Raw genomic sequence first — 18,410 nt, forward strand, 5'->3', positions numbered from 1 at the left:
TCAAGACAAGAATCATCAAAATGGACCCGCGGCGGACATCTCGTCGGCCGATCGTGGAAATCGAGCATCAGGGGAGCGACCAGCGGGATGAGATTTCCCTCCGGAGCGAGAGACATACCGGCGGCCGCGGCGCTCGCTCTCGTGTTCGCGGTCTGCGTGGTCCTGCCGATCCTCGGCCAGTTGGGGCTCGTCGCAGTCCCTCACGCCGGGAGCATCCCGCCGTTCGCGTATGCCGTGGTCGGCCTGCTGCTCACGGTTGGACTCGGGGCGACCATCCTGATCCGGCGGCGGCACGAGGCGAGCCGGACGACGGAGGACGCGGGGCCCGCACCGGTGCCCGACGCCCTGGCCGCGGCCGCCGCCCGACAGGCCCGCCGCGCGGGAGAATTCGTCGACCGAGTTCGCGACCCGGCGCGGCGGGCCGAGCTGGGCCGGGAGCTGGGACGGATCGAGGCGGGCCGCGATCCGGAGGTCAGCACGCTGGAGGTCGTCATCTTCGGCACCGTCTCCGCGGGCAAGACCTCGCTGATCAACGCCCTGATGGGACGGAAGGTCGGCGAGACCGGCGCGGTCATGGGGACGACGAAGGCCGGCGAGACGCGGACCTATGAGCTGAAGTCCGTCGAGGCCGTCGTGCGACTGACCGACACGCCCGGGATGTCCGAGGCGGGCAACGAGGGCAAGGAGCGCGAGGCCCTGGCGCGGGGGCTGGCCGTCCGGGCCGACCTGCTCCTGTTCGTCGTCGATCACGACCTGATCCGCAGCGAGTACGCACCCCTGATCGAGCTGGCCCGGCTGGGGAAGCGGTCGATCGTCGTCCTCAACAAGAAGGACCGATTCCCGGACGACGACCTCGCCGCGATCCTGGATCGGCTCCGCCAGCGGCTGGGGGGCGTCGTCGAGCCGGCCGACATCGTCGCCGTGGCGGCCGATCCGCGGCCGATCCCCGTCCGCGTCGGGCGCCCGGACGGAGGGTTCGACACCGTGCTCGAGCCGGAGCTTCCGGACATCGAGCCGCTCCGGCAGCGGATCGCCGAGGTCCTCCGCCGCGAGGGCAAGCTGCTCCACGCCACCAACCTGCTGGTCCGCGGCCGGGTCCTGGAGCAGGAGGCCCAGGCGCAGATCGACCGCGAGCGGGAGCGTTTGGCGGAGGCCGTGATCGAGCGCCACCAGTGGATCACCGCCGGCACCGTCTTCGCCAACCCGGTGCCGGCGCTCGACATCCTGGCGGGGGGCGCGGTCCAGCTCGACATGATCGCGGAGCTCGGCCGGGTCTACGGGATGGAGCTCTCCATGCCGCAGATCCGCAGCCTCGCCGGGCAGATGGCCCAGGCCGTCCTCAAGCTCGGCCTGATCGAGACCGCGACGTCGCTGATCGCCGGGATCTTCAAGCGTTCCTTCGTCGGCTTCGCGGCCGGCGGCGCGATCCAGGCGGCGACCATGGCTTATCTGGCCCGCGTCGCCGGCCGGTCGTTCCACGACTATTTCCGCCGGGGGCGGATGTGGGGGCCGGAGGGGATCAACGGCGTGGTCCTCCGCCAGTTCCAGCAGACGAGCCGCGCGGAGTTCCTCCAGGACTTCGCCTCGCAGGTGGTCCAGCGGGTCATCCAGAAGGTGCTGCCGACGGGCGGGAAGGGACCGCGATGAACCTGTATCAGGACGAGGACGACGGCATCCGCGGGACCGGTCGAGCCATCCGCGACGGGGGGACCTCCTGCGAGGAGGTCGTCCAGCGCTGCCTCGATCGGATCGACGAGAAGGACGAGACGATCCGCGCCTGGGTCGTCGTCGATCGCGACGGGGCGCTCGCCCGGGCGCGTGAGCTCGACGAGGAGCTGCGGGCCGGCCGGGACCTCGGCCCGCTGCACGGCATCCCGCTCGGGGTCAAGGACATCATCGATGTTCGCGGCCTGCCCACCGGATGCGGCTCGCTCCGACCCTCCGACCGCCCCGCCCCGGCCGACGCCCGGATCGTCGCCCGGCTCCGCGAGGCGGGGGCCGTGATCCTGGGAAAGACCGTGACGACACCCTTCGCCTGGATCGATCCCCCGCCGACCCGCAATCCGTGGAACCTGGCGCACACGCCCGGCGGCTCCTCGAGCGGCTCGGCCGCCGCCGTGGCCTGCGGCATGTGTTTGGGGGCGATCGGGACCCAGACCGGGGGATCGATCACAAGGCCGGCCTCGTTCTGCGGCGTGGCGGGGATGAAACCCAGCTATGGCTGTCTCCCCGTCGACGGGATCCTCCCACTCGCCCCGAGCCTCGACCATCCCGGGCCCATCGCCGGCTATGCCGCGGGCCTTCGCATCCTCTTCGAGGCGATGTGCTCGCCCGAGGAGCGGGGAGTGAGCGACTCCAGGCTTCGTCTGAGACCCGAGAAGCCACGCCCGCGACTCGGTCGCCTGGCCGGCTTCTTCGACGATCACGCCCACGCCGATTTGAGGTGGGGAATGCGTGGGTTCCTGAACTGGTACGAGGGTTGGGGCGGAGCCTCAGTGATTGAGCTGGAGCCGCCCGACCTCTTCGGTGCGATCCTCCGGAACCATCGGACGATCCTCGCGGCAGAGGCATACGAAGTGCATCGCGATCGCTATGCGATACTCCCCGAAGCGTATCCTCCGCGGATCGCCGCGCTGGTCGAGGAAGGAGCGAAGGTGCGGGCAGAGGACGTCGAGGCGGCCCGGCACGCCCGCCCGGAGTTCGTTGCCCGGCTCCTGGATCTCTTCCAGGGCGACGAGCCCGTGGACGCCCTGATCACGCCGGCGACGACTGAGTTTCCGCCCGATCCGTCCACGACCGGCGATCCGGCGTTCAATTCCCCGTGGAGCTTACTGGGCTTCCCGACGGTGAGCTTTCCGATCGGTCGATCTGAGAGCGGACTGCCCCTCGCCGTCCAGTTCATAGGGAAGCCGGGGACCGATCTCGGACTCCTGGACCTGGCGGACTGGTGCGAGCGGAAGAATCAGCAGGCTCATCGACGTTCCAGGAATATCCCCAATGGCTGAGCCCGCGCACATCGAGGAACAGAAGACCGAGTCGGTCGACACGCCGGCCGACGAGGTCGATCGCGCCCGCGACAGCCTGGAGGCCACGCTCGCCGAGCTGCGGCTCACGCCCGAGGAGGAGAAGGCGCTCGCCCCGGAGATCAACCGGCTCCGCGAGCTGACGAAGAAGCTCGACGAGACCACGATCGAGATCGCCGCGTTCGGCATGGTCAGCCGGGGGAAGTCCTCGGTCCTCAATGCCCTCCTGGGCCGGGACGTCTTCGAGGTCGGCCCGACCCACGGGACCACGACCAGCCGCTCCGCCCAGCGATGGGAAGAGGGCGCCCGCGGCGGCTCCGGCCTCGACCAGGCGCGGCTCGTGCTGGTGGACACGCCGGGGATCGACGAGATCGGCGGCGAGGTCCGCGAGACGATCGCCCGCGAGGTGGCCCGGACGGCGGACCTGCTCCTCTTCGTCGTCTCCGGCGACATGCAGCGGAGGGAGGTCCAGGCCCTCTCCGAGCTGAGGTCGCACCAGAAGCCGATCATCCTGGTCTTCAACCAGATCGACCGCTACCCGGAGGCCGACCGCGAGTCGATCCACGCCAAGCTCGAGGACGAGCGGGTCAAGGGCCTGATCCACCCCGAGGACATCGTCCTGACGGCGGCCCGACCCGACCCGGTCCGGGTCAAGGTCCGCGAGGCCGACGGCCCGTCGAAGGTCGTCTGGGAACGCCCCGCTCCGACGATCGAGCCGCTCAAGGCCCGCATCCTGGACGTCCTCGAGCGCGAGGGGAAGGCCCTGGTCGCCCTCAACACGCTGCTCCTGGCCGGCGACCTCCACGCGGAGATCGTCAACCGCAAGGTCCGGATCCGCGACGAGGCCGCCAACCGGCTGATCTGGAACTACGCCATCGCCAAGGGGCTGGCGGTGGGGATCAACCCGATCCCGGTGGTGGACCTGGCCGGCGGCGTGGCGGTGGACGTCGCCATGATCGTCGCGCTCAGCCGCGTCTACGGGATCCCCCTGACGAGGGCCTCGGCCGCGAAGCTCGTCCGCGACATGACCGTGGCGATTGGCGCGGTCGGGCTCGTCCAGGTGGGCCTGCGGCTGGTCCGCAGCGGCGTCAAGTCGGCCATGGCCGGCCTGACCGTGATGACGGGGGGCCTGGCCGGCCCGCTCACCGCGCTCGGCTACACGGCGCTCGGGCTCTCGCAGGGGGCCGCCGCCGCCTCGGCCTCGTACGTGATCGGCCAGGGGGCCCGGACGTACCTCCGCCAGGGCTGCCAGTGGGGCCCGAAGGGGATCAAGACCGTGATCAACCAGATCCTCGCCGACGCCCAGAAGGACTCGATCGTCCAGCGGCTCCGCGAGGACCTCAAGAATCGACTCAAGAACAAATGAGCGTGCGAGCACGATGGTTGCTGGCGGCCTCGCTGGCGGTCGCGGCGGGGCTCGCGTACGAGGTCGTCTCCACGGGGGCCGTCCGCGGTGCCCTCCGCACCTTCACCGACCTGGTGCAGGTCGGGAATCGCACCGACCTGGGCGATGAGGAGCGCCTGGCCGTCGCCCGCGGCCTCTGCTCGGGGCGATACCTCGCGACCCACGCCCTCGCGGTGAGCCCCGAGGGGGGCATCGTCGGGCTCCCTCGCGCGATCGACAAGAACTTCGTGACGTGGCGGAAGGGCCCCGATGTCTGGATCTGCCCGACGAGGCGCACCAGCCGGGTCCGGCCTGTGTATCGTTTCCGATGGGAGGGAGGACGCTGGCGGTTCGACGGGCCGATCGGCGTCCTCGGGCCTGGCGGCGAGGTCGTCGCCGAGGCGGAGGACGCGACCGGGATCCTCGAGGCTCCGCATCCGTGAGGCCCGGCGTTCAGACGTCCGCACCGGCCAGGGGCGCGTCGCCTTCGGGCATCCGGGCCCTCTCCCGGCGTCGGCGGCGGGCCGGCGCCTGCCACTTCAGCGTGTCCCTGTGGTGGTAATAGCCGAGGCCGAGGACCCTCGCCGCCACCACCAGCGCCCAGACGACGGCGATGCAGAAGGGGAGGGCGGCCGGGATGTAAACCCAGAAGGCCAGGCCCCGCAGCGCGAGCAACATCCCGAAAAGTCCGCAGACCCCGAAGAAGAGGACGAGGACCCGGCAGATGGCGGGCAGGATGGTCAGGCCGTGGCCCAGGATCGTACCGATCACGCCGGCCGGATTGCCGGCGAGCGGGCTGTCGTCCAGGAAGGTCCGCATGAGGACGATCGACGCATACGCGACCCCGGCCGTCAGCAGGACGCCCACGCGGAGGTACGCGGTCGGGCCATCCCCGGCCCCCGCCGACGCGGTCAGGGCCAGGGGCGCGAGCGCCGGCACGGCGCCGAAAAGCAGCCAGATGAACCAGTAGCTGAGCCCGTCGAAGAACCCATCGAAGTTGCGGTCGGGCGTCTTCGGCGGCACCGTCTCCCCCTTGCCGCTGGTGACGATGACCCGGCCGAGGTACTGCAGCAGGTAGATCACCGCGAAGGGGAGGAGGAAGATCGCCGGCGTCACCGTGATCAGGTTCACGAGGATCCCCATGGGGCCGGCGCCCAGCGACTCGGCATCGGCCATGATCGTCAGGCAGTACTCCGCGACGAGCACGATCAGGATCCAGGCCGCGGCACCGATCGCGGCCACGACGCCGAGCGGATCCGCCGAGCGGAGCGGGTAGAGCAGGGCGGCGAAGAGCGAGCTCTCGGGGGCCGAGAGTGGCCTCAGCAATCCGTCCGTGATCGGCGAGCGATCGAGGGCCGCGGCTCCCGCCCGACGTCCAACCATCGCCTCGTTCAGGTCGGCGGGACGATCGCGAGCGACGGCCTCTTTCTTCTTCCGTCGCGGCTGGACTTCCGCCGGCTGGAGGTCGTAGCCGAAACCAGCCTGTTGCGACGAGTCGTCGTCTTCTCTCTCCCCCGCGAGAGCCGCCTGGTTCCATCCGTCTGCTTGCGGCGGCACCTCGAGCCTGCCCCCGCAGCTCGGGCAGCGCCCCACTCGCCCCGGGGCGGCACCCGGTACCCTGACCTTCATGCCGCAGGGGCAGACTAGCAGGGGCGTTCGCATGAAAGTTCTCGTTCGGCGAGGGTTGAAGGTTCCCCACGACATTTGTACGTTACCCGGCCCGGCCCTGTCAATGACAGGTGTCCGCGGTGTATTGCTCGGCCGGCGGAAAAATCCGCCGGCCGCGACGTCATCCGGGTAGAGTACCCCGCGTGGCGGGGACGCGGGCGGTGCGAAGGCGGGTGCGAGGCCGGTCTGGCATGGGGCGGATCGAGGCGGGGATCCTGGGCCGGATATTCGACGCCCAGGCGCGCGGGCTGAGGCTCTATGCATGCCAGTGGTGCGACCCGGGCGACGCGGAGGACGTCGTCCAGGAGGCGTTCGTCCGCCTCTCGGTCCAGGCCGGCATGCCGGAGAATCCGGCCGCGTGGCTCTTCCGGGTCGTCCGCAACCTGGCGGTCTCGTCGTCTCGCAGCGGCCTTCGGCGGAGGCGGCGCGAGTCCGCCGCCTCCCGGCGGGAGGCCTGGTTCGACGCCGCGGACGAGAGGCTGGACGCGGACGCCGCCGCGGGCCATCTCGCCGAGCTGGAGGCGGACTGCCGCGAGATCATCGTCGCCCGGATCTGGGGCGGACTGACGTTCGAGGAGATCGCCGGGCTCCAGGGATGTTCGCTCACCACGGCCCATCGCCGCTATCGCGAGGGGCTCTCCCTCCTTCATGAGAGGCTCGAACGGCCATGCGTCAACCCGACGGGGACGAACTGAACGATCTCGAAGGGAGGCTCCGCACCTGGCAGCCTTCCGCGGGGGGGCTCGACCGCGAGGCGATGATTTTCGAGGCCGGCCGGGCTAGCGTCCGCCGGTCGCCTTCCGCCGCGGTCGATCTGCGGGCGTGGCGGCTCGCGACCGCCGCCGCGGTCGTGCTGGCGGCCGGGCTGGCCATGGGTTGGATCCGCGAGCATCGTCACGCCCGGGGGATGGAGCAAATGCTCCTCGCCCGGGCCGAGGCCGCCGCGACCTTGCCGGCGGGCCCCGCGATCGGGCCGCCGACAGACGAGCCGCCGCGACCCTTCGATCCCTCGAGCTACCTGGCGCTCGCCAGGGAAATCCAGGACGTGACGCCCGTCAAGATCGGGGTCGAACTCCCCGACGTCAGGCAGGGGAATCCGGCCGGCGCGACGGCTCCCCCCGAAGCGATCCGCGTCCGCGATCTCGATCGCGCGCTCAACCTCTGAGGAAAAGGAACTGACATGAACGCAGCCCATCGCCTCTCCCGCATCGGTCCGATCGCCCTCGTCCTGGGAATGGCCTGGTCCTCGCCGGCTCATTCGGACGAGCCCGCGAAGCCGAAGGTGCTGGTCGTCAGCCCGGCCGCCGCGCCGATCCCGTCGCTCCGGTATCGGCTCCTCCCGCTCCGCTCGGAGTTGAATCCGGGCAATGCGGCTCCGGTCTATCTCCGCATCCGGCATGGGCAGCGAGACGCGGTCTGGGAGGAACTCGAGAAGAACTACAAGGCATGGATCGAGGTCCCCCTGAAAGACATCCCCCTGGCCGAAGCGGAGACCTACCTGCGGTCGGTCGGCAGCTTCACGCGGATGCTTCGGATCGGCGCCTGGCGGGAATCGTGCGACTGGGGCTACCCCCTGCGCGAGCTCCGCGAGGAAGCGATCTGGATCACCTTGCCCGACGCCCAGAACATGCGGCAGCTTTCCCGGTTGTTGCAGCTCAAGGCCCGCGTCGAGGTCGCCGGAGGGAACCACGAACGGGCCGTCGACACGATGGAGACCTGCATGGCCCTGGGGCGGCACGTGGCCGAGGGGCCCTTCCTCATCAACGCCCTGATCGGGCAGTCGATCTGCATGATGACGCTCGACGAGGTCGAGGAGCTGATCGCCCGGCCCGACGCGCCGAACCTGTACTGGGCCCTGTCCGCGCTGCCGAGGCCGCTCGTCGACCTGCGGCCCGCCTTCGAGACCGACCAGCGACTCATTGAGGGCATGATCCCCGAGATGAGCGGCGCCGACGACCCTCGACCCGTCGCCGAATGGGACACCCTGCTGGATCGTTTGTACGACCGGATTCGCAAGCTGGCCTCCGAGGTCACCAGCGACCCCAAGGCGAATGCCGCGATCGCCGCACAGCTCCCCTCCACGTCGGCCGCGTTCAAGCAGGCCAGCCTCGCCACCTCTCGCGAGTACCAGACGAACGTGCTCCGACGAGATCCGGCGACGGTGGCCCGGATGTCGGACGCGGAGGTCGTCGTGCGCTCCCTGGTGGCCCGATATCGCGACGTGCGCGATGACCTCTTCAGGCTCGGTTACCTCTCCTGGCGCGAGGCGAAGCCGTTCCGCGAGGGCGTCGAGCTCCGCCGGAAAGTCGAGCAGTCCGGGGCGCTCGCTGCGCTGCTCGAGCCGTCCCCCACGCTGTCTGCCTGCCTGGACGCCCCGGCCCGGGCGGACCGACGGGTCGCGATCCTCCGCACCATCGAGGCGATCCGCCTCCACGCGGCCTCCCACGACGGTGCCTTGCCGAAGTCGCTGGACGCCATCGAGGATGTCCCGGTCCCCGCGGATCCCTGCACGGGCAAGCCCTTCCTCTACGCGTTGCAGGGGACGTCCGCCGGCCTCCGGGCCGAAGACGTTGGCCACGGCCTGAACTTCAAGGTGGATTATCGGATCACGGTGCGGTCCCCGTCGCCGGCGAAGTGATCGGAACCGCACCGCGATGTTCGGGCGCTCGCGGTGGACCGGGCGGATCGGGTAGAGTGCTCGGTGAGGATCATCCCGGTCGCGGAGAGGGTCATCCGATCATGTCCGGACGAAGGCTCGGCTCGAGACTCGTGGCATCGCTGGCCGTGATGCTGCTCCTCCCCGCATCTGTCCCCGCCCAGGAGCCGAGCTCCGGCGCGGCCGACGGCGATCGGCCGGCCGCGAAGCCCTCCCAGGAAGACGCCCGCCTCGCCATGACGAAGGCGAAGGCCTGCCTCTCGATCGACGGCTACCAGAAGTACGAGCTCCTGCCCGGCGCGAAGCTCACGGCCGATGAGAAGCTCCTGATCTACTATGAACCGCTGAACTACAAGACGGTCGTCAAGGAGGGCAAGTTCGTCATCCACATGACGCAGGACGGCCAGATCCGCCGCAAGGGGGAGAAGGCCGTCCTGAGGAAGAAGAAGAACATCCTCGATTACGAGGACAAGAACGAGACCGGCTTCGGCTGGGTCTGCCTCCGCAACAGCGTCGCGCTCAAGGGACTCCCCCCGGGCGAGTACGAGTACGACATCATCCTCCGCGACGAGCAGAACCCCGGCGCGACCGCGACCCAGACGCTGAGCTTCCGGATCGTGGCGGCGGTGATGCCGAAGGCCGAGTAGTGGCTTCGTCGGGACCAATGGCCCCCCGGCTGACGATAGGCGATGTCGAACTGGAGTCGGCGGATTTGCTATGATGTGACGGATCACGATGGACCCTCAGCCAGGTGGCAAGAACGATGACGCGAGCAAGCACCAAGCCGAAGTCCTCGCCTGAAAAGAGTCGAGGAACGAGGGCCGCTTCGAAGGAAAAGGACGCTGAGACGGCTGCCATCGTGGCATCCGAAATACCGTCGGTATGGCCGGATGTGTTGACACTGGCGCAAGCGGCCGCATATCTGCAGATCTCCGAATCGCAACTCAATCGGATCGTTGACCTCGATGGTCCGCCCGGTCGCAAGGTCGATAACGAGTGGAGATTCCCCCGTGCCGCGATCCTGAGGTGGCTGGAGCGGCCGAGCATGAAAGAGGTTCTCCTCCGCCAGGCGGGGTCCTGGAAGGATGATCCCTACGGTGAAGAGATGGTCAAGGACATCTATCGCCGACGCGGCCGGCCCATGGTCGAGGAGACCGAGTGATCCTCCTGGACACGGATATCTTCAGCTTGCTGATGAGGGGCCGCGAGCCGACATGCACGCGAGCCCGCCAGGCAGAGGACACCGTGGCCATCAGCGTCGTCACCAGGGTGGAAGTCCTGCGAGGACGATGGGAGTTCTTGCTGAAGGCTGAGGATGGCGTTCAGCTTCAGAGAGCACAACTCTGGTTGGATAGGACGGAAGAAGACCTGAGGGATTGGCACATCATCGGTATCGACCAACAGTCGGCGGAGGCATTCGACCGACTCCGCAAGATCGCGAGCCTGAGAAGGATCGGCCGCGGCGATCTCCTGATTGCGAGTACCGCGCTCGCTCATCAAGCTCTGCTCGTCACGAGAAACATCCGCCACTTTCGGCAAGTTCCCGGATTGAGGCTCGAAAACTGGGCCGAGTAAGAATTGATAAGCGGACCACGATCCCGATCGTATCGTCCGCCAGAATTCAGTGACCAGCGGTAAGGGCATTGGTCCCCTGATCGGGGATAGTCGACGAGTTTCGGGCTGGCTTCTCCGCAACACCTGCTGTTCCTGTGACCTGATTTGGCCCCACCGCAAGAAACACATCCATCTGCTGTCCCACGTACACGGCCGCCGGACGGTCGTCGGGGAGGGCGTACAGGACCTGGAGGACGCGGGTGTCGACGCGTTCCGTGTTGTCGCCGGTGAGGCTCTTCTTGGGGATGACGTAGGGCTCGATCCGCACGAACCTGAGCGGGAAGACCGGGGCCTTGCGGCCCTTCAGGGTGGCCGTGCCGGGGAGGCCCTCGCGGAAGCGGTGGAGGTCGTTCTCGTCGATGTCCACCCGAACGTGGAGCTGGTTGACCTCGCCGAGGACGAGCATCGGCTCCTTCCAGGTGATGGTCGCCACCTGGCCGGGCCGGACGTTCACCTGGAGGACCTGGCCGTCCACCGGAGCCCGCACGACCAGGCGGTCGAGCATGATCCGGATGTTCTCCACCTGGGCCTTCGCCTGCTCGACCGCGGCCCGCTGGACGTCGATGTCCTCCTTCCAGGAGCCGGCCTTGAGCTTGGCGAGGTCTGCTTCGGCCTTGGCCAGGGTGGCCTTGGCGGCCTGCATGGTGTAGCGGTCCTTGTCGAAGTCCGAGGCGGCGAGCATCTTCTTGTCGAAGAGCGCGAGGTCGCGGTAGTAGGCGGCCTCGGCGTCCTTGAGGCGAGCGCGGGATTCCTCGACGGCCGCCTCGGCGGGGGGCAGGTCCTCGGGCCTGGGCATGCGGATCAGCCGATGGAGCTGGGCCTCGGCGGCCCTCAGGGCGGACTCCCGGACGGCGAGCTCGGCGCGGAGGTCGCGGTCGTCGATCCGGAAGAGGGGCTCCCCCTTCTTCACCCGGTCGCCGACCTTCTTGTGGGCCGGCTCATACCCGGGCCGGCCGTCCACGTAGACCTCCGCGACCATGCCCGGGACCACGGTCCCGATCGGGATGTTCTCGCGCTGCGCCTCCACCAGCCCCGCCCCGTAGAGGGGCCTCTCGGCGCCGGCCGGCTGCACCGGCGGGCTCCGCACCGGCTCCGGCGCGGGCGCCGCCTTCCTGGGCCAGACCGCGCCGACCCCGACGACGACCCCCACGATCGCGAGCAGCGGGAGGATGTATTTGGTGATCATGCGTTTGTCCTGTGATCGGTTCGGGATGGTGCGGTCGGTCGGGGCCTCAGGCGGCGGCCCCCCGGTCCCTGGCCTCGATCTCGACGACGTGGCCGTCGTCCATGTGGGCGATCCGGTCGCCGTACTGGAAGACGCGGTTGTCGTGGGTGACGATGACGACGGCGCGGTCGGGCTTCACGGCGGACTCGCGGAGCAGCTCCATGACGGTCAGCCCGGTCTCGTGGTCGAGGGCGGCGGTCGGCTCGTCGCAGACGAGCAGCTCGGGCTCGTGCACGAGCGCCCGGGCGATGGCCACCCGCTGCATCTGGCCGCCGGAGAGCTGCGAGGGGAGGCTCTGGATCCTCTTCCCCATGCCGATCGAGCTGAGCACGTCGGCGGCCTTCCTCACGGCCGGGGCCTTGCTCCAGCCGGCGATCACCAGGGGGATCGCGGCGTTCTCCGCCGAGGTGAGCGCGGGGAGGAGGTTGTACTGCTGGAAGACGAAGCCGATGTTGATCGACCGGAACCGCGTCTTGGCCCGGTCGCTCATCCGGGTGATGTCGTGGCCGAAGACCGAGACCTCGCCCTCGTCGGCGTCGAGGATGCCGGCGATGACCGAGAGCAGCGTCGTCTTGCCGCAGCCGGAAGGGCCGACGATGAGCGACATCTCGCCGGTGTGGATGTCCAGGTCGATCCCCGCGAGCGCCTGCACCCGCTGGTCGCCCGAGCCGAAGTGCTTCGTCAGGCCGCGGATCCGGACCGCGACCGGGCCGGCCGCGGGTGCGGTGCCGCCGCCGCCGTCGCTCGGGTGCGGTGGCGAGATCGGGCTCGGGGGCATGGGGGGGCTCTCCGTTCGGGGGGACCTGTGCGGGGGATGCGGACCGGATCGGCGACGACGGCGGACTCCCGCGGTCAGCTCCGGAACACGATGGCCGGCTCCAGGCGGATCACGCGCTGGACCGACAGCAGGCTCGCCACCACGCAGATGGCGACGATGGCCACGGCCGTCGTCGGCAGGAGCTGCCAGGGCGTGATGTAGGCGAGCTCCGTCGGCTGGCCCTGCCAGCCCGTGGCCACCTTCAGCCCGAAGAGCGTGGAGAGTCCCACGCCGAGCCCGTAGCCGAGGATCCCGGCCGTGGCCGCCTGGAGCAGGATCATGCCCACGATCCGCAGGTTCGAGGTCCCCATCGCCTTGAGCGCGCCGAACTGCTTGAGGTTCTCGATCGTGAAGTTGTAGAAGGTCTGGCCGGCGATCGCGGTCCCGACCATGAAGCCGAGGAAGACGGTGATGCCGAAGTTGATTGGGATGCCCGTGTAGATGAGATAGTACTTGATCGTCCGATACATGAAGTTCTCGCTCGTCCGGGCACCGAGGCCGGTCTGCTGCTGGATCCGGTCCGCGACGACCGCCGGCGGGATCTTGCGGCCGTCGGGCCCGTCGGCCGTCTGCACGAGGATGAACGAGAGGACCTTCCGCTCCATCGGGACGTACTGCTTGGCGCGGCTGTAGAGCGTGTAGGCGACCGGGTTGGACTGGAACGTCCGGGTGGCCTCGCAGACGCCCACGACGATCGCCCGCCGGTCGTTCATCTCGATCTCCGGGGCGGACGCGACGAACCGCCGGAGCCGTTCCAGGTAGGCCTCGTCGGACTCCTTCGGCTTGTTGAACGGCTCGTCGAGGTGGCAGCCGGGGAAGAGCTTCCGCAGGCCCACGCGGTCGACGATGATCGAGTCCGGCCGCCTCAGGTCCTCGAGGTCGCCGACCAGCATCTTGCCGTTGGGCCGGCCGTCGGGCGTCGGCCCGATCATCGGGTTCCTGGCCGGGGCGCCGACCATCGAGGCGTCGTCCACCCCGAGGACGATCACCTGCTCGATGACGTTGACCGCGGCGGTGTCATACCACCGCGCGGGCGGGGGTGGCGGGTTGTCGATCCCCGGGACCAGGAGGTCCAGGACCTTCGTGAACGGGTTCGACGGGGGCCCGTGGGCCTCCTGGCGGTCGGCCTCGAGCTGCTCCGGGGTGTAGGTGGACGACTTCAGGTCGCCCGGCGAGAAGACGAGCTTGGCACGCCCATTCCCCTTGTAAAGGGGCACGGCCCATCTCACCCCCTCGACGCCCCGGACCCGCTGGAGGTTGCTCTCGAGCATCGGCTTGATGTCGTCGACGAAACGGACGCTCGGGTCCATGACCCAGAGGTCCGCCCCCTTGATGTCCGTGATCTGGGCACAGGTCCGCATCATCAGGCCGCAGAAGATCGACCCCTGCTGCATGATCAGGGCGGCGGCGAACGTCAGGCCGATCACGATGCCCATGAACTTGGCCCGATCGCCGACCAGCATCTTGAGCGCGATCCAGGTCATGGAACCTCCTCACGTGACCTCAGCCCCGGCCGGCGGGGACGACATCCTCGCGGGCCGGCCCCCCCGCGCGGCCGAGCGCGGGGCCGCGGCCGAGGGCGGCCAGGCAGAACGACGCGATGTGATCGGCCAGGTAATCCACGTCGAGCTGCCGCAGGGCGTCGGGACCGATCAGGTGCTCCGACACCCTCGCCGCGAACTTGTAGTAGAGGCATTGCCCGGTCACGCTGAAGACCAGGGCCGAGAGCCGGCGATCATCCGCATCCGGGCAGATCTCGCGCATCAGCCCCTTGAGATACTCGAACCGCGGCCGGATGGCCTCGCGTACGAGCGCCTCGGAGAACGCCGTCGGGGCGAGCGTTTCTCGTAACATCAACTGATGATGCCATTCAGAGGGGGCGTTCCGGATAAAGATCCTCTCGAGGAAGCTTCGGACGTACGCCCGCAGGCGGTCCGCCGGATCCGCCTCCCCGTCACCCTCGAACTCCTCCGTCTCCTGGCGTCCGCACCGGTGTGCCTCCTTGAGTACCGCCGCGTAGAGGCCCCCCTTGTCGCCGAAGTGGTAATTCACGGCGGCGAGGTTGGCTCCGGCCCGCTCGCAGATGGCTCGCACGGTTGCGTGCTGGTAGCCCTTGCCCGCGAACTCCTGGCCGGCGGCCTCGATCAAGCGTGCCTTCGTCTGATCCTGCGACACCGCGAACCTCTCCAGATGGACCAAACGGTTGTTTCAAACAGGCGTTTCAATCAAGTGTAAGGATCATCGGAAGGTCGTCAATGACGAATCCAGGAAAAACTCTCCGATGGATGGGCTGGGGAACATTGCGGGCCGCCGATGACCGCGATGGGGAGAGGCGATAGACTGGCCTCGGTGGCGTCTTCGGCGAGTCCGGCAAGGAACGGTGTCGTCCATGCGAGCCCTGGATTGGTTGCGCGACTGGTCGAGTCAGCCGGTGAAGCCGGTCTACGTGATCCACGGGGAGGATGTGTACCTGCGGCGGGAGTCCGCCGGGGCGATCCGCCGCGCGGTCCTGGGCGAGGACGCCGATGAGCTGGCGATGCGCCGGTTCGAGGGGGGCGGAGCGAGCCTGGCGGACGTGATGGACGAGCTCCGGACGCTGCCCTTCTTCTCGAAGCGGCGGGTGGTGCTGGTCGAGGATGCGGACACCTTCGTCACGCGGACGCGGAAGGACCTTGAGGGTTACATCGAGGCCCCCAGCGGGACGGGGGTGCTGGCCCTGATGGTCAAGGCCTGGCCGTCGAACACGAAGCTCTACAAGCTCGTGGCGGCGTCCGGCATGCCCATCGACTGCGCCAGCCCCGGGGAGAAGGACCTCATCCCCTGGCTCACCAAGGAGGCGACCCGGCACGAGGCCGCGCTCGAGCCGGATGCCGCCCGCCTGCTGCTGGAACTGGTCGGCGCGGAGGTGGGGATCCTGGCCGCGGAGGTGGAGAAGTTGGCCGTCTACGTGGGCACGGCGGGCAAGATCCGCCGGGCGGACGTCACGAAGATGGTGGAGGCCGGCCGGATCGAGACGATCTGGAAGGTGATCGACGCGGCCACGACGGGGCAGGCGGCGGCGGCGGTGACGGACCTGGACGACCTGGTGGCGGCGGGCGAGCACCCGATCAAGATCAACGCCGCGCTCGCGAGCTCGCTGATCCGCGTCCATCATGCCGGCCGGCTCCGCGCGGCGAGGCTCCCCCTGGACGAGGCCTGCAAGATCGCCGGGATCCACGGATTCGCGGTCGAGAAGCTGAAGAAGCAGCATGCCCACCTGGGCCCCGGCCGCGTCGATCGCATCCCCGAGATGCTCCTGAAGGCCGACCTGGACCTGAAGGGGGACTCCAAGCTGGACCCGAGGGTCATCCTCGAGGAACTCCTGATCCGCCTGGCGTTGCCGCGGACGGACTGACCTTGATGCGACACCGTCCGCGGGTTGAACTTGAGGTCGTCTCCGGTTTCGGGGATATACTGGAGCGTCAGATCCGATCCGGGACGGCGCCCGGCGGCCCTATCCCCATCCTCGCCCCGTGTCGTCCCAACGATTCGGAAGGAACCTTCGCATGGACCCACGTTTCGTTCGCCTGACCTCGCTCCGCCGGGCCCTGCCGGGCCTCGTCTTGCTGGTGCTCGGCTCCGGATCGGCGCGGGCTCAGGAGGCGTGGGACGCGGTCTTCCTGAAGAACAACCGGATCGGCTACGTCCACACCTACATCGAGAAGCTGACCGAGAAGGACCGCGAGCTCTACCGGGTCCGCCAGGATCAGGTCTTCACCTTCCAGCGGCTGGAAGACACGGTAACCATGAAGCTCATGTACGGCACGATCGAGACCCCGGAAGGCCAGATCCTCCGGCTCGACACCCGGACGCTCGCCAGCGACAACGAGATCCGCGTCCATGGCGACGCGATCCAGGGCGAGATGAAGCTGATCATGGACACCGGGCAGGGGCACAAGCAGGAGCAGGTGATACCCTGGGGGCCGGAAGTCCGCGGCCCCTATGCGGCCGAGCAGAGCATGGCGAGGAAGCCTATGGTGGAGGGGGAGTCGCGTTCCCTCAAGATGTACATCCCGGATGTAAACCGCGTGGTCGACTTCACCTACAAGGCCGGCCCGACCGTGGAAGTGACCCTCGGCGACGGCAAGGCGCGGCCGCTCCGCAAGATCGAGCAGACCGCGACGCTCGACGGCAAGCGCCAGAACGTCCTCGACGCCACCCTCTGGGCGGACTCCGGCGGCCAGGTCCTGAAGCTCGAGACCGACATGATGGGCGGGATCGTCATGTACCGGACGACCCGCGAGGGGGCGAAGGCCCCGGCCGATCGTCGGGCTCGCCTCGATGAGATCCGGGACACGATCATTCCCATCGGCAAGATCATCGCCAACCCCCGCGCCACCCGGTACGTCAAGTACGGGATCACGCTCAAGGACGCCGACCCAGCCGGCATCTTCCCCGCCGACAATCGCCAGACGATCGAGGCCGGGCCGAGCGCGAACACGCTATTCCTGAGCGTGAACACCGGCGGCCCGACCGAGGGCGCCGGCGGGGCCGCCGAGCCGGACGCCGCCTATTCGCGCCCCAACGGGATCGTCACGAGCGACGACAGCGTCGTCCGCCGGCTCACCAAGTCGGCGGTCGGCGACGCGGCCTCGCCGTGGGACAAGGCGACCCGGATCTCTCACTGGGTCTTCGAGAACATCAAGGAGAAGAACTTCACGGTCGCCTTCGCGCCCGCGAACGAGGTCGCCCGGAACCTGACCGGCGACTGCTCCGAGCATGCCGTCCTGGCCGCCGCCATGAGCCGCGCCGCCGGGATCCCGTCGCGGATCGTCGTCGGCCTCCTGTTCGTGGACAACCCGCGGCAGCGGATCAAGGGCTTCGGCTATCACGTCTGGCATGAGGTCTACGTCAACAATCGATGGGTCGCCCTCGACGCCTCGTGGGACCAGGCGAGCGTCGATGCCACCCACATCAAGCTGGCGGACACCGCCCTGGATGGTGTCGCCCCGTTCGAGGCGTTCCTCCCCATCGCCCGCGTCCAGGGCAAGCTGGAAATCGACCCGATCGAGCTGAGGTGACGGCCCATGTCGGCCACGGTCTTCGTGAAGGAGAGCCGGATCGCGGCGCCGCCGGAGGCGGTCTTCCGGTTCCACGAGAGCCCGGACGCCCTCACGCGATTGATCCCGCCCTGGGAGAGCATGACGGTCGCGGAATCGGACGGCTCGCTCAGGCCCGGCAGCCGGGTCGTCCTCCGCGGTCGCCTCGGGCCGTTCCCGGTCCGCTGGGTGGCCGTCCACACCGAGTACGATCCGCCCCACCTCTTCGCCGATCGCCAGGAATCCGGCCCGTTCGCCCTGTGGTATCACCGCCACCGGTTCCTCGACGATGGGCGGGGCGGGACGATCCTCCGCGACGAGGTCGAGTATCGGGTCCCGCTGGGATCCCTCGGGCGCCTGCTGGCCGGTGGCTTCGTGCACCGCAAACTTGATCGCATGTTCGATTATCGCCACGAGACGACCCGTCGGCAGTGCGCGTCCTCGGGCTGAGGGTGACAGGTCGCTGTGGCCAGGCGTGCGAAGCTGCCGATTTCGCCGCCAGCCTGCCTCGCAGGGCGGGATGGTTTCGGCCGCAGGTCCCTCGACATCGTTCTCGCCGTCCGCCCCGTCGATGGCCGCTGCCGTGACGGTTGCCGCGATCCACCCCGGCCCAAATGGATGGGAATGGCTCGGGAGATCCCGATCCGCCGACCGGCTCGAAAGAGGGCGAGGGGCGCGCGATCAAGGGTGAGTATTGACTGCGCCACAGCCGGGACCTGGACGTGACGGTTTCTGTTGCGCCCGACGCGGCCCGCGATGCCGTTGGGAACCAGGCCCCGGCGCGATCGCCAGCCCGTGCCTGGCTCGGCAGGAGCCTCGCCCTGGCGCGATGAAAAGTTGGTATTGACTGCCCCACACCCGGCATGCGGACGTGGCGGTTTCTGTTGCGCATGACGCGGCCCCGCGATGCCGTTGGGAACGAGGCCCCGGCGCGATCGCCAGCCG

The 18,410-nt window shown here is 68.9% G+C and carries 17 protein-coding genes and 1 pseudogene; 13 read left to right on the plus strand and 5 right to left on the minus strand.

Annotation, left to right across the window (positions count from 1 at the left end; genetic code table 11):
• Positions 1-87: 87 nt before the first annotated feature.
• Genes G6O54_RS20940 through G6O54_RS20955 form a run of 4 tightly spaced genes read left to right on the plus strand, consistent with a single transcriptional unit; the run spans position 88 to position 4,850 of the window.
• Complete coding sequence (locus G6O54_RS20940; RefSeq protein WP_165227625.1) at positions 88-1,647, plus strand: YcjF family protein; 1,560 nt, start codon at positions 88-90, stop codon at positions 1,645-1,647.
• Positions 1,644-3,005, plus strand: coding sequence for an amidase (locus tag G6O54_RS20945; protein ID WP_165227627.1), 1,362 nt, complete (start codon positions 1,644-1,646; stop codon positions 3,003-3,005). The genes G6O54_RS20940 and G6O54_RS20945 overlap by 4 nt, the downstream gene beginning before the upstream one ends.
• Positions 2,998-4,389 (plus strand): GTP-binding protein, encoded by a 1,392-nt coding sequence (locus tag G6O54_RS20950; protein WP_165227629.1) that lies wholly within the window; start codon positions 2,998-3,000, stop codon positions 4,387-4,389. The genes G6O54_RS20945 and G6O54_RS20950 overlap by 8 nt, the downstream gene beginning before the upstream one ends.
• Positions 4,386-4,850 (plus strand): hypothetical protein, encoded by a 465-nt coding sequence (locus tag G6O54_RS20955; protein ID WP_165227631.1) that lies wholly within the window; start codon positions 4,386-4,388, stop codon positions 4,848-4,850. The genes G6O54_RS20950 and G6O54_RS20955 overlap by 4 nt, the downstream gene beginning before the upstream one ends.
• A gap of 10 nt (positions 4,851-4,860) precedes the next feature.
• Here the strand turns inward: G6O54_RS20955 and G6O54_RS20960 are convergent, their stop codons facing one another.
• On the minus strand, positions 4,861-6,069 hold the full coding sequence (locus G6O54_RS20960) for a hypothetical protein (RefSeq protein WP_165227633.1): 1,209 nt from the start codon (positions 6,067-6,069) through the stop codon (positions 4,861-4,863).
• A gap of 197 nt (positions 6,070-6,266) precedes the next feature.
• On the opposite strand from G6O54_RS20960, the gene G6O54_RS20965 reads away from it, so the two are divergent.
• From G6O54_RS20965 to G6O54_RS20990, 6 genes and pseudogenes are all read left to right on the plus strand, one after another.
• Positions 6,267-6,770, plus strand: a complete 504-nt coding sequence (locus G6O54_RS20965) for an RNA polymerase sigma factor (RefSeq protein WP_165227635.1) — start codon at positions 6,267-6,269, stop codon at positions 6,768-6,770.
• The gene (locus G6O54_RS20970) at positions 6,743-7,240 is read left to right on the plus strand and encodes a hypothetical protein (protein ID WP_165227637.1); all 498 of its coding nucleotides are present in this window, start codon (positions 6,743-6,745) and stop codon (positions 7,238-7,240) included. Before G6O54_RS20965 ends, G6O54_RS20970 begins: the two co-directional genes overlap by 28 nt.
• A gap of 15 nt (positions 7,241-7,255) precedes the next feature.
• Positions 7,256-8,713 (plus strand): hypothetical protein, encoded by a 1,458-nt coding sequence (locus G6O54_RS20975; protein ID WP_165227638.1) that lies wholly within the window; start codon positions 7,256-7,258, stop codon positions 8,711-8,713.
• A 101-nt stretch (positions 8,714-8,814) separates the two neighbouring features.
• Positions 8,815-9,378, plus strand: coding sequence for a hypothetical protein (locus G6O54_RS20980; RefSeq protein WP_165227640.1), 564 nt, complete (start codon positions 8,815-8,817; stop codon positions 9,376-9,378).
• A 116-nt stretch (positions 9,379-9,494) separates the two neighbouring features.
• Positions 9,495-9,758: pseudogene (locus tag G6O54_RS38900) on the plus strand (helix-turn-helix domain-containing protein); the annotation flags it as partial.
• A gap of 131 nt (positions 9,759-9,889) precedes the next feature.
• Positions 9,890-10,306: a type II toxin-antitoxin system VapC family toxin gene (locus G6O54_RS20990; RefSeq protein ID WP_205678960.1), complete on the plus strand. Its 417-nt coding sequence runs from the start codon at positions 9,890-9,892 to the stop codon at positions 10,304-10,306.
• Positions 10,307-10,352: 46 nt separating this feature from the next.
• Here the strand turns inward: G6O54_RS20990 and G6O54_RS20995 are convergent, their stop codons facing one another.
• The 4 genes from G6O54_RS20995 to G6O54_RS21010 all read right to left on the minus strand — a co-directional run bounded on the left by G6O54_RS20995 (position 10,353) and on the right by G6O54_RS21010 (position 14,562).
• The gene (locus G6O54_RS20995) at positions 10,353-11,531 is read right to left on the minus strand and encodes an HlyD family secretion protein (RefSeq protein WP_165227644.1); all 1,179 of its coding nucleotides are present in this window, start codon (positions 11,529-11,531) and stop codon (positions 10,353-10,355) included.
• 46 nt (positions 11,532-11,577) lie between these two features.
• Positions 11,578-12,348, minus strand: a complete 771-nt coding sequence (locus G6O54_RS21000; protein ID WP_165227646.1) for an ABC transporter ATP-binding protein — start codon at positions 12,346-12,348, stop codon at positions 11,578-11,580.
• Positions 12,349-12,422: 74 nt separating this feature from the next.
• Entirely contained in the window at positions 12,423-13,871 is a 1,449-nt protein-coding gene (locus G6O54_RS21005) for an ABC transporter permease (protein WP_250847007.1), read from the minus strand.
• Positions 13,872-13,890: 19 nt separating this feature from the next.
• Positions 13,891-14,562: a CerR family C-terminal domain-containing protein gene (locus G6O54_RS21010; RefSeq protein WP_165227648.1), complete on the minus strand. Its 672-nt coding sequence runs from the start codon at positions 14,560-14,562 to the stop codon at positions 13,891-13,893.
• A 214-nt stretch (positions 14,563-14,776) separates the two neighbouring features.
• Here G6O54_RS21010 and holA point away from each other — a divergent pair, with 214 nt between their 5' ends.
• The 3 genes from holA (at position 14,777) to G6O54_RS21025 (ending at position 17,915) form a co-directional block, all read left to right on the plus strand.
• Positions 14,777-15,781 carry a DNA polymerase III subunit delta gene (gene holA / locus G6O54_RS21015; RefSeq protein WP_165227650.1) on the plus strand — a complete coding sequence of 335 codons (1,005 nt, stop codon included), beginning with the start codon at positions 14,777-14,779 and terminating at the stop codon, positions 15,779-15,781.
• A 151-nt stretch (positions 15,782-15,932) separates the two neighbouring features.
• On the plus strand, positions 15,933-17,447 hold the full coding sequence (locus G6O54_RS21020) for a transglutaminase-like domain-containing protein (RefSeq protein ID WP_250847008.1): 1,515 nt from the start codon (positions 15,933-15,935) through the stop codon (positions 17,445-17,447).
• Between the two features lie 6 nt (positions 17,448-17,453).
• Entirely contained in the window at positions 17,454-17,915 is a 462-nt protein-coding gene (locus G6O54_RS21025; RefSeq protein WP_165227652.1) for an SRPBCC family protein, read from the plus strand.
• Positions 17,916-18,410: the final 495 nt, after the last annotated feature.

Source organism: Aquisphaera insulae (assembly GCF_011064615.1).
GTDB lineage: Bacteria > Planctomycetota > Planctomycetia > Isosphaerales > Isosphaeraceae > Aquisphaera > Aquisphaera insulae.